The sequence below is a fragment of the Methylobacterium sp. EM32 genome, from assembly GCF_040593685.1.
Classification (GTDB): domain Bacteria; phylum Pseudomonadota; class Alphaproteobacteria; order Rhizobiales; family Beijerinckiaceae; genus Methylobacterium.
This window is the reverse complement of record NZ_JBEXZS010000005.1, coordinates 1-10,837: the sequence shown is the minus strand read 5'-3', so window position 1 is coordinate 10,837 and position 10,837 is coordinate 1. Positions and strand designations below refer to the sequence as shown.

The following is a 10,837-nucleotide window of genomic DNA, read 5'->3' as shown; positions in this document are numbered from 1 at the left end:
CGGCCCTCACGGCCGGCCCCATCATGACCCCCACCACCCCCGCTTCCGAGTTCGACGCGGCGCGCCTCGCGGCCATCGCGGCCGCCATCGCCTGCGTGGCGGTGGTCGGCATCGGGCTCAGCCTGTCGATCCCGCTGCTCTCGCTCGAGATGGAGCGGATGGGCCTGTCCAACACCTGGATCGGCGTCAACACGGCGATCGCCGGGGTGGCGAGCATCGTCGTCCTGCCCTTCGTGCCGCGGGTGGCGGCGCGCCTCGGCGTGATGCCGCTGCTGCTCGGCGCCATCGCGGTCGGGGCGCTGGCGCTCCTCGGCTTCCGGGCGATCCATGATTTCGCCTGGTGGTTCCCGCTGCGTTTCGTGTTCTCGGCGGCGCTCGGCGTGCTGTTCGTCCTCTCCGAATTCTGGATCAACCAGGCGGCGCCGCCGGCGCGGCGCGGCCTGGTGATGGGGGTCTACGCCACGGTGCTGGCCCTCGGCTTCGCCATCGGCCCGGGCCTGCTGCGCGTCCTCGGCACCACCGGCTGGGCACCCTATCTCGCCGGCGCGGCCCTGTTCTGCGCCGGGGCTTTGCCCCTCGTCATGGCCCGTGGGCTCTCGCCGGAAATCCCGCACAAGGGCGGGCGGGGCTTCCTCGGCTATCTGCGGGTCGCGCCCTCGGCGACGCTGGCGGCCCTCGTCTACGGCGCGGTCGAGACCGGGGGCTTCGCCATCCTGCCGATCTACGGGTTACGGCTCGGCCTCACCGCGGAGCAGGCGGCGGGTCTCGTCAGCCTCGCGGCGCTCGGCAACGTGCTGTTCCAGATTCCCGTGGGCCTCCTCGCCGACAAGGTCGACAAGCGCCGGGTGCTGCTCGCCGCCGCCTTCCTCGGCGCGGTCGGGGCCGCCGCCCTGCCGCTCGGGGCCGAGGATCCCTGGTTGCTTGCCGCGATCCTGTTCGCCTGGGGCGGCATCGCCGGCACGCTCTACACCGTTGGGCTCGCGCATCTCGGCGCCCGCTTCGACGGCGCGGCGCTCGCCGGGGCCAACGCGGCCTTCCTGGTGCTCTACAATATCGGACTGGTGCTGGGACCGCCGCTGGTCGGCGGTGGCATGGACCTCGCCTCGCCGCACGGCTTCGCCTGGTCGCTGGCGCTGCTGTTCGTCGCCTATCTTGCGGTGGTTGGCGGGCGGATGGTCCGGGCTGCGCCTTGACCTCAGCCCTTGGACCTCAGCCTCTGGACCGCGGCCCACGGTCGCCCGGGCTTGACGCCCGGGAGGCGATGGGGCAGGAAGGCGCCGCGTTCTGGCCGGGCCTGCCCGGCCGTTTTGCGTTTCGGTCCTCCGGGCGCAACACCCATCATCCAGAAGAGGTCGCGCCATGGCCAAGGCCGTCACCATCAAGATCAAGCTGCTCTCGACCGCCGATACCGGCTACTTCTACGTCACGAAGAAGAACTCGCGGACGAAGACCGACAAGCTGTCGTTCAAGAAGTACGACCCGATCGCGCGCAAGCACGTCGAGTTCAAGGAGACCAAGATCAAGTGATCTTGTGCAGGATCTGACGATCCTGCGCGGGATCGATTGGTCCCGAGGGCTGCGTTGTGCAGCATGAAAAAGGCCGCCTGCGAAGGGCGGCCTTTTTCCGTTGTGGCTGCGCTTTAGCCGAACAGGTACATCGCCCCCGGCAGGGCGACGAAGCCGGCGGCGCAGCCATAGGCGAGCCACAGGCCGGGCCGACGGGTGGCGAGGCGGCGCAAGCGCTTGGCGGTCGGCCCGGCCTTGACGGTGCGCCCGTTCACGCACGAGCAGAGCAGGTTGTGGGCCTCGCCGGTGCTCAATTCGAAGAAGCTGCGCGCTTCCCCGAAGGTGTCGCCGGAAAGCCCGCTCGCCCGCAGGACCGGGTCGGCATAGGCGAAGGCGAGCGGCGAGTTGTCGGCCCGGATCGCCGCCCGCTGCTTGCGGGGCACGAACTCGATCTCCTCCAGGGTGATGAAGCTGCGGCCCGGATCGCGTTCGAGGATCTCGGCGAAGCGCTCAAGCCGGGCCCGGCGCCCTTCGAGCAGGGCCGGGATCGTCTCGACGTCGGCGATGTCACGGATGTGGCGAAGCGGCTGATGTTCCATGCTGGGAACCTCATCGATGCGCTGCAGCCCATTTTTGCGCTGCGGGTGCGCCAGCATGCTCCAAGCATCCCGCCGATGCATTGGCCCACGTTAACACATTCTCTTGATCGAATTGCTGCCAAGCTCGGAGCAAGCGCCGGTAAAACGGGTGCCGGCAAGGACTTGAATACATCGCCGCGAGCGTGGCCTTCGTTCATCCGGTGGCCGACCTGCGACCGCCGGACGCAGTTTCGGGCCGGCGAGGAGCCGGCCCGGGCAGGCTCTCAGCTCACCTCGAACCAGCCCCACAGGCCGGTATCGAACCGCTCCAGAACCGTCGCGCTCAACAACCAGCGGCCGGGATTGTCGGCCAGGAACGCGATGCGGGCGGTGCGGCCCTCTAGCAGCTGGAAGGTGTCGAGCCAGTAGGGCTCCCAGCCGTCGTCGAGGGGGTGCAGCAGCCGGAAGACGTGGCCGTGCAGGTGCAGCGATTGCGGAAAGGCGGTCGTGTTGGTGATCGCCAGCACCACCGCCGTGTTGCGCTTGACCGAGAACAGGGGCGGGTTCTCCGCCCGGCCGGCGGCGCCGTTCAGCGTCCAGATCCGTGTCGGGTCGCCGGTGAAGCTGGGGGCCGCCTCGGGCTTTCCCTTGTCGAACACCGCGCCGCCCGCGATGGCGATGTCGCGCCGGAAGGCGTTCTGCAGCTTGATCTCCGGCGGCAGCAGCTTGTTCTCGCCGATCGGCGCCACGGCGGGCCGGGCGGCGACCGGCTCGCCCTTCGCGACGATGCGGGCGAGGGGCATGCCCGGCCCGATCAGCGCCACCACGGCGCCCGCCGGCTCGGAGGCTGCCGGCACGTCGAGGAGGATGTCGTAGCGGGTGCCGGGCTGGAAGGGGAGGGTGGCCCGCAGGGGCTCGAAGGTGTCGGTTGGCTGCCCGTCCACCGCCGCCACCCAGGCCTTGAGGCCGTCGAAGCGGATCCGGGTCGCCCGGGCGTTGCAGGCATTGGCGAGGCGAAGCCGCAACCGGGTGCCGGGTGCGGCCTCGATCACCTCCGGCGCCGGCTTGCCGTTGACGGTGAGCGCGTTGCCGAGCCGGCCGGAACTCGCCGCGAAGGCGACCTGCCCGAAGGGCGCGAGCGTCCCGTCGGCCTCCAGGCGCCAATCCTGCAGGATCAGCGGCACGTCGCGGTCGACGACCGGGGCCTTCGCCTCCTCGGCCACCAGGAGGCCGGCGAGCCCCCGCCCGGCGGGCTCGCTCGACCCGCCGACGACGAGCGGGCGGATCAGGAAGGTGCCGGCATCCGGCGGGGTGAACTCGTAGAGGAAGCTCGCCCCCGGCGCGACCGGGCTCTGGGTGACCCCGCCGACCCCGTCCATGGCGTTGCGGTTGCGCACCCCGTGCCAGTGGAGCGACAGCGGCCGCTCGGTCTTGTTCTCCAGCCGCAGGCGGACGGCCTCGCCGAACTTGACGCGCAAGACCGGCGGCGCCGCTTGTCCGTCGAAGGCCCAGACCGGGGTCTCGGGCGCCGGCTCCGGCTTGATCCGCGCCCTGGCGGGGAGGGCCGTCAGGCGCTTGCCCTCCGCCGCTCCCGGCGCCGGCTGGGAAGGCGTGCCGCCCTGCGCCCGGGCGAGCGCCGGCGCGAGGGAGAGGGCGGCGCCGGCGAGCAGCGCGCGGCGCGAGGGCGGCAGGGACGACGGCATGGCACCTCGCTGAACGGCGATCGTTTTCGCTTCGGGCACGAGCGGTCCCCGGGCGGACCCGCCTTGTAGCCGGGCTGCCGGCGCGGGGCGAGGCGTGGCCTAAAATTCTTGCTGCGTGGCCGATACACCATGCTATAGAGCCGCGCCCGGGCGCGTATGGCCTCGGGCGCGAGCGTCGCGGGCGTGGCGGAATTGGTAGACGCGCTGGATTTAGGTTCCAGTGACGAGAGTCGTGGGGGTTCGAGCCCCTCCGCCCGCACCACCTCCGCCAGGCGACACGACGGATTGGGTTCAAGCAGCAGGGCCGGCTCCTTGTCCTGACGGTCCCGTCGCACGGCAGCCGCCGTCCGGGCCCGCGGCCAAGCCGGATTCGAAGGTGCAAGGCGGAATGACGACGATGCAGGTGACCGAGACCAAGGCCGAGGGGCTCAAGCGCGAATTCCAGGTGGTCCTGCCCGCGGCCGAGCTGGAGAGCCGGCTGGCGACCGAGCTCGACGGGATCAAGGGCAAGGTGCAGATCAAGGGCTTCCGCCCGGGCAAGGTGCCGGTCGCCCACCTGCGCAAGGTCTATGGCCGCTCCGTGATGGCCGACGTCGTCCAGAACGCCGTCACCGAGGCCAACCAGAAGATCGTCGAGGACAACAAGCTCAAGCTCGCGCTCGAGCCCCAGGTCCAGATGCCCGAGGACAAGGACGAGATCGAGAAGGCGCTCGACGCCAAGGGCGATCTCTCGTTCAAGGTCGCCCTCGAGGTGATGCCGAGCTTCGACCTCGTCGACCTCTCGGATGTGAGCCTGACCAAGCAGGTCGTCACCCCCTCCGACGAGGAAGTCAACGAGACGATCGAGCGGATGGCCTCGGCCAACCGCCCGTTCACGGATCGTCCCGAGGGGCAGTACGCCGAGTCGGGTGACCGCTTGACCATCAACTTCACCGGCCGGATCGACGGCACCCCGTTCGAGGGCGGCACCGGCGAGGACATCAACCTCGACCTCGGCTCGAACACCTTCATCCCGGGCTTCGAGGACCAACTCCTCGGCGCCAAGGTCGGCGACGAGCGCCTGGTCAAGGTCACCTTCCCGGAGAATTACGGCGCCGCGCACCTCGCCGGCAAGGAGGCCGAGTTCGACGTGACCGTGAAGGCCATCCAGTCCCCGGGTGAGCTGACGATCGACGACGAGCTCGCCAAGAATTTCGGCATGGACTCGCTCGACGCCCTCAAGGACGCCGTGCGCACCACCATGGGCCGCGAATACGAGGCGGCCTCGCGCCAGAAGCTGAAGAAGGGCCTGCTCGACGCCCTCGACAGCCGCTACTCCTTCGAGCTGCCCCCGAGCCTCGTCCACCAGGAATTCGCCGCCGTATGGGCCCAGGTCGAGCAGGACCTGAAGAACCGCGGCAAGACCTTCGAGGACGAGGACACCACGGAGGAGAAGGCGCGCGAGGAGTACCGCCGGATCGCCGAGCGCCGCGTGCGCCTCGGTCTGGTGCTTGCGCAGGCCGGCGAGAGCGCCGATATCAAGGTCTCGGACGACGAGGTGAATCAGGCCCTGATCGCCCGCGTCCGTCAGTTCCCCGGCCAGGAGCAGCAGGTCTGGGATTTCTACCGCAAGACCCCGCAGGCGCTCGCCGAGCTGCGTGCCCCGCTGTTCGAGGAGAAGGTGGTTGACCACGTCCTCGGTCAGGTCAAACTGGTCGAGGAGCCCGTCTCCAAGGAGGCGCTGTTCGCCGACGAGGACGACGCCGAGGACGGCAGCAAGGGCGAATCGCCCAAGGCCGAGACGGCCGAGGCTGCTCCCGCGGGTGAGTCCAACCCGGCCTGATCCTCGTCCGGCCCCGAACGGGCGGCGGGGACGGGGCCTGCGAGGTCGTTCGTTTCCGCCGCTACCCCGGCCGCCCCGAGGCGGCCGGGTTCCGTTCAGAGGGCCACTGAGATGAGAGATCCGGTCGACTATTACAACAGCGCGCTCGTCCCGATGGTGGTCGAGCAGTCGAGTCGCGGCGAACGCGCCTTCGACATTTATTCGCGCCTGTTGCGCGAGCGCATCATCTTCCTGACCGGCCCGGTCGAGGACTATTCCGCGTCGCTGATCGTGGCGCAGCTGCTGTTCCTCGAGGCGGAGAATCCGAAGAAGGAAATCTCCTTCTACATCAACTCGCCGGGCGGCGTGGTCACCTCCGGCCTGTCGATCTACGACACGATGCAGTTCATCCGCTGCCCGGTCGCCACGCTCTGCGTCGGCCAGGCCGCCTCGATGGGCTCGCTGCTGCTGGCCGCCGGCGAGGCCGGCCACCGCTTCGCCCTGCCGAACGCCCGGATCATGGTGCACCAGCCCTCCGGCGGCTTCCAGGGCCAGGCCACCGACATCCTCATCCACGCCCGCGAGATCGAGGCCCTGAAGCGTCGCCTCAACGAGATCTACGTGAAGCACACCGGCCGTGAGTACGAGGCGATCGAGCAGGGCCTGGAGCGCGACAACTTCATGACCGCCGACGCGGCCAAGGAGTGGGGCCTGATCGACGAGGTGCTCCAGAAGCGGGCCGAGGCCCCGGCGCAGGCCTGACGACAGGGTCTCCCGCCGGACGGTTCCGCATGCGGAACCGTCCGGCGGGAGGTCACCGCTCCGGAAGGCGGATCCCCGATGCGGCCATTTGGCGGAAGCCTGTCGCATCCGTGGGATTGATCCGGCGGTGGCCGCGTGGTTGCATCGCGATTCTGCGTCGGGCGCTCGGCGCGCGGGGGGCGGTGACTGTTTCTTTAGCCGGGCGCCACTATCTAAAAGCGATGCGGTCGTGCCCCCGGGGCGGGACCGATCGGGGACTTGGAGACCCATATGAGCAAGGCTGGCGGCAACGACTCGAAGAGCACGCTGTACTGCTCGTTCTGCGGCAAGAGCCAGCACGAGGTTCGCAAGCTGATCGCGGGCCCGACCGTCTTCATCTGCGATGAGTGCGTCGAGCTGTGCATGGACATCATTCGTGAGGAGTCGAAGTCCTCGCTGGTGAAGTCGCGGGACGGCGTACCGACCCCGAAGGAGATTCGGCGGGTTCTGGATGACTACGTCATCGGGCAGGACTTTGCCAAGAAGGTCCTGTCGGTGGCTGTGCACAACCACTACAAGCGCCTGGCGCACGCGACCAAGCACAACGACGTCGAGCTGGCGAAGTCCAACATCCTGCTGATCGGCCCGACCGGGTCGGGCAAGACGCTTCTGGCCCAGACCCTGGCGCGCATCCTCGACGTGCCGTTCACGATGGCCGACGCCACGACGCTGACCGAGGCCGGTTACGTCGGCGAGGACGTCGAGAACATCATCCTCAAGCTGCTCCAGGCGTCCGATTACAACGTCGAGCGGGCGCAGCGCGGCATCGTCTACATCGACGAGATCGACAAGATCTCGCGCAAGTCGGACAACCCGTCGATCACCCGCGACGTGTCGGGCGAAGGCGTGCAGCAGGCCCTCCTGAAGATCATGGAGGGTACGGTCGCCAGTGTGCCGCCGCAGGGCGGGCGCAAGCATCCGCAGCAGGAATTCCTGCAGGTCGACACGACCAACATCCTGTTCATCTGCGGCGGCGCCTTCGCGGGGCTGGAGCGGATCATCTCGGCCCGCGGCAAGGGCACCTCGATCGGCTTCGGCGCCACCGTCCAGGCCCCGGACGACCGTCGCACCGGCGAGATCTTCCGGAACGTCGAGCCCGAGGACCTGCTGAAGTTCGGCCTGATCCCCGAATTCGTCGGCCGTCTCCCGGTCCTGGCGACCCTTGAGGACCTCGACGAGACCGCGCTGAAGCGGATTCTGCAAGAGCCGAAGAACGCGCTGGTCAAGCAGTACCAGCGCCTGTTCGAGATGGAGAACGTCGACCTGACGTTCCAGGAGGAGGCGCTGAGCCTCGTCGCCCGCAAGGCGATCGAGCGCAAGACCGGCGCCCGCGGCCTGCGCTCGATCCTTGAGAGCATCCTGCTCGAGACGATGTACGACCTGCCCGGCCTCGACTCGGTCGAACAGGTAGTGATCGGGCCGGAGGTCGTCGACGGCAAGTCGCGGCCGCTCTACATCCATGGCGACCGCGGCAAGGACGCGCCGGCGAGCGCCAGCGCCTGATTGTGACCTGGAGGCCGCCGCGAAAACGGCGGCCTTTGTTGTGAGAGTGGCCCGGATGCGGCCGGGTGGCATGGTGCTTGAAAGCGGCGCCCGAAGGAGCCACCTGAGAGTCAACGCGGCGGCCGCATGCTCACCGAATCGAGGTGCGGTGCCGCGACCCGGCCGCTCTCTCGTTTCCGACCCCCGCGGCCCGGTCGGCCCCCAGCGTTCCTCCTGCTTTCCCCTTCCATGAGGGGAGGGATCTGGGCGTCACCACACAAGGAAGTCAGTCAATGACCCAGCCGAAATCGCGCCAGCCCGTCGTCCCCGGCACGAGCGGGACCTACGCGGTCCTGCCGCTGCGCGACATCGTGGTCTTCCCGCACATGATCGTGCCGCTCTTCGTCGGCCGCGAGAAGTCGATCCGGGCCCTCGAGGAGGCGGTGCGCACCGACCGTCACATCCTGCTCGCAACCCAGGTCAACGCCACCGACGACGACCCGGCCACCGACGCGATCTACACCATCGGCACCCTGGCGAGCGTCCTGCAGCTGCTCAAGCTCCCCGACGGCACCGTGAAGGTGCTGGTGGAGGGCGGCGGCCGGGCCAAGATCCAGGATTTCGTCCGCTCGGACGAGTACTACGCCGCCGACGCCGAGGTGCTGCCGAACGATCTCGGCGACAAGATCGAGGCCGAGGCGCTCGCCCGCTCGGTGATCTCGGAGTTCGAGAACTACGTCAAGCTCAACAAGAAGATCTCGCCCGAGGTGGTCTCGGCGGTGATCCAGATCGACGAGCCCTCGAAGCTCGCCGACACGGTCGCGTCGCACCTCGCGGTCAAGATCTCCGACAAGCAGGCGATCCTCGAGATCCCGACCGTCGCCCAAAGGCTGGAGCGCGTGCTCTCGCTGATGGAGAGCGAGATCTCGGTGCTGCAGGTCGAGAAGCGCATCCGCACCCGCGTCAAGCGGCAGATGGAGAAGACCCAGCGCGAGTACTACCTGAATGAGCAGATGAAGGCCATTCAGAAGGAACTCGGCGACGAGGACGGCCGCGACGAGCTGGCCGAGCTCGAGGACAAGATCGAGAAGACCAAGCTGTCCAAGGAGGCGCGGGACAAGGCGCTGGCCGAGCTGAAGAAGCTGCGCCAGATGTCGCCGATGTCGGCCGAGGCGACGGTCGTGCGCAACTACCTCGACTGGATGCTCGGCATTCCGTGGGGCAAGCGCTCGAAGATCAAGAAGGACCTGCCGGGCGCGCAGGCGATGCTCGATGCCGACCACTTCGGCCTCGACAAGGTCAAGGAGCGGATCGTCGAGTACCTGGCGGTGCAGCAGCGCGCCAACAAGCTCACCGGCCCGATCCTCTGCCTCGTCGGACCGCCCGGCGTCGGCAAGACCTCGCTGGGCAAGTCGATCGCCAAGGCCACGGGACGCGAGTTCGTCCGCATGTCGCTCGGCGGCGTGCGCGACGAGGCCGAGATCCGCGGTCACCGGCGGACCTATATCGGCTCGATGCCCGGCAAGATCGTGCAGTCGATGCGCAAGGCCAAGACCTCGAACCCGCTCATCCTGCTCGACGAGATCGACAAGATGGGCATGGACTTCCGCGGCGACCCGTCGGCGGCGCTCCTCGAGGTGCTGGATCCGGAGCAGAACGCGACCTTCAACGACCATTACCTTGAGGTCGATTACGACCTGTCGAACGTGATGTTCGTGACGACGGCCAACACCCTCAACATCCCGCCGGCCCTCCTGGACCGGATGGAGGTGATCCGCATCGCCGGCTACACCGAGGAGGAGAAGGTCGAGATCGCGCGCAAGCACCTGATGCCCGGCGCGCTGAAGAAGCACGGCCTCGAGCCGAAGGAGTGGTCGATCACCGATGACGGCCTGATGCTCCTGATCCGCCGCTACACCCGCGAGGCGGGCGTGCGGAACCTGGAGCGTGAGATCTCGAACCTGATCCGCAAGGCGGTGAAGGAGATCCTGATCTCGGGAGTGAAGAGCGTGACGGTCTCGGCCGAGAACCTCGACACCTTCCTCGGCCCGGCGAAGTTCCGCTATGGCGAGGTCGAGAGCGACGATCAGGTCGGCGTGGTCACGGGTCTGGCCTGGACCGAGGTCGGGGGCGAGCTGCTCACGATCGAAGGCGTCATGATGCCCGGCAAGGGCAAGATGACGGTCACCGGCAACCTGCGCGACGTGATGAAGGAGTCGATCTCGGCGGCGGCGTCCTACGTCCGCTCGCGGGCCGTCGATTTCGGCGTCGAGCCGCCGCTGTTCGAGCGCCGGGACATCCACGTCCACGTGCCGGAGGGGGCGACCCCGAAGGACGGGCCGTCGGCTGGCATCGCCATGGCGACGGCGATCGTCTCGGTCATCACCGGCATCCCGGTGCGCCGCGATATCGCCATGACCGGCGAGGTGACGCTGCGCGGCCGGGTGCTGCCGATCGGCGGCCTCAAGGAGAAGCTCCTGGCGGCTCTACGGGGCGGCATCAAGATCGTGCTGATCCCGGAGGAGAACGCCAAGGACTTGGTGGAGATTCCCGACAGCGTGAAGAACGGGCTCGAGATTTTCCCTGTCTCGCGCATGGACCAGGTTCTGGAGCGGGCGCTGGTGCGCATGCCGGTGGCGATCGACTGGGACGAGCCGCTGCCGAAAGCCTCGCCCGCCCGGTCGGACGATGATGCCTCGGGGGTGGTGGCGCACTGAACGCCCTGACGCACTACTGACATGAGAAAAACCCCCGGATCGAGAGATCCGGGGGTTTTTCTTTGTTCGGACCGAAGCCCCTTCGCCCGAGACGATGGCGGGCTGACTATCAGGCGCTGCGACGGCGCCCCAGGCCGCTATTCTTGGCGAGTTCGGAGCGCTGGGCGGCGTAGTTGGCCGCGACCATCGGGTAGTCGTGCGGCAGGCCCCACTTGCGGCGGTACTCCTCGGGGGTGAGCCCGCGGGTCG

9 protein-coding genes and 1 tRNA gene are annotated in these 10,837 nt (G+C 68.5%); 7 read left to right on the top strand and 3 right to left on the bottom strand.

Translation table 11 applies throughout. The features are described from left to right. Positions 1-23 precede the first annotated feature (23 nt). On the top strand, positions 24-1,193 hold the full coding sequence (locus ABZT49_RS01035; RefSeq protein WP_355281861.1) for an MFS transporter: 1,170 nt from the start codon (positions 24-26) through the stop codon (positions 1,191-1,193). A 166-nt stretch (positions 1,194-1,359) separates the two neighbouring features. Continuing rightward, positions 1,360-1,527, top strand: coding sequence for a 50S ribosomal protein L33 (gene rpmG / locus ABZT49_RS01030; RefSeq protein WP_048427126.1), 168 nt, complete (start codon positions 1,360-1,362; stop codon positions 1,525-1,527). Between the two features lie 113 nt (positions 1,528-1,640). On the opposite strand, the gene ABZT49_RS01025 is transcribed toward rpmG, so the two are convergent. Together ABZT49_RS01025 and ABZT49_RS01020 are read right to left on the bottom strand one after the other, a co-directional pair. Further along, entirely contained in the window at positions 1,641-2,105 is a 465-nt protein-coding gene (locus tag ABZT49_RS01025) for a hypothetical protein (protein WP_355281856.1), read from the bottom strand. Positions 2,106-2,368: 263 nt separating this feature from the next. Then, on the bottom strand, positions 2,369-3,787 hold the full coding sequence (locus tag ABZT49_RS01020; RefSeq protein WP_355281853.1) for a multicopper oxidase family protein: 1,419 nt from the start codon (positions 3,785-3,787) through the stop codon (positions 2,369-2,371). Positions 3,788-3,964: 177 nt separating this feature from the next. On the opposite strand from ABZT49_RS01020, the gene ABZT49_RS01015 reads away from it, so the two are divergent. From ABZT49_RS01015 to lon, 5 genes are all read left to right on the top strand, one after another. Beyond that, positions 3,965-4,049, top strand: a tRNA-Leu gene (locus ABZT49_RS01015). A 135-nt stretch (positions 4,050-4,184) separates the two neighbouring features. Next, complete coding sequence (gene tig / locus ABZT49_RS01010) at positions 4,185-5,609, top strand: trigger factor (RefSeq protein WP_355282013.1); 1,425 nt, start codon at positions 4,185-4,187, stop codon at positions 5,607-5,609. 111 nt (positions 5,610-5,720) lie between these two features. Then, positions 5,721-6,350: an ATP-dependent Clp protease proteolytic subunit gene (locus ABZT49_RS01005; RefSeq protein WP_048427128.1), complete on the top strand. Its 630-nt coding sequence runs from the start codon at positions 5,721-5,723 to the stop codon at positions 6,348-6,350. A gap of 270 nt (positions 6,351-6,620) precedes the next feature. Continuing rightward, positions 6,621-7,892, top strand: coding sequence for an ATP-dependent Clp protease ATP-binding subunit ClpX (gene clpX / locus ABZT49_RS01000; RefSeq protein ID WP_048445376.1), 1,272 nt, complete (start codon positions 6,621-6,623; stop codon positions 7,890-7,892). Between the two features lie 272 nt (positions 7,893-8,164). Then, a complete protein-coding gene (gene lon, locus ABZT49_RS00995) occupies positions 8,165-10,588 on the top strand; it encodes an endopeptidase La (protein ID WP_355281848.1) in 2,424 nt (807 codons plus the stop codon). Positions 10,589-10,697: 109 nt separating this feature from the next. Here the strand turns inward: lon and ABZT49_RS00990 are convergent. Then, the coding region (locus ABZT49_RS00990; RefSeq protein ID WP_355282010.1) for a MucR family transcriptional regulator at positions 10,698-10,837 on the bottom strand (140 nt) is incomplete at its 5' end.

Bases quoted from the DNA above. Each gene is read 5' to 3' on its own strand.
- ABZT49_RS01035 (WP_355281861.1), top strand. From the start codon at position 24: ATGACCCCCACCACCCCCGCTTCCGAGTTCGACGCGGCGCGCCTCGCG.
- ABZT49_RS01005 (WP_048427128.1), top strand. From the start codon at position 5,721: ATGAGAGATCCGGTCGACTATTACAACAGCGCGCTCGTCCCGATGGTG.
- ABZT49_RS01025 (WP_355281856.1), bottom strand. From the start codon at position 2,105: ATGGAACATCAGCCGCTTCGCCACATCCGTGACATCGCCGACGTCGAG.
- lon (WP_355281848.1), top strand. From the start codon at position 8,165: ATGACCCAGCCGAAATCGCGCCAGCCCGTCGTCCCCGGCACGAGCGGG.
- tig (WP_355282013.1), top strand. From the start codon at position 4,185: ATGCAGGTGACCGAGACCAAGGCCGAGGGGCTCAAGCGCGAATTCCAG.
- rpmG (WP_048427126.1), top strand. From the start codon at position 1,360: ATGGCCAAGGCCGTCACCATCAAGATCAAGCTGCTCTCGACCGCCGAT.
- clpX (WP_048445376.1), top strand. From the start codon at position 6,621: ATGAGCAAGGCTGGCGGCAACGACTCGAAGAGCACGCTGTACTGCTCG.
- ABZT49_RS01020 (WP_355281853.1), bottom strand. From the start codon at position 3,787: ATGCCGTCGTCCCTGCCGCCCTCGCGCCGCGCGCTGCTCGCCGGCGCC.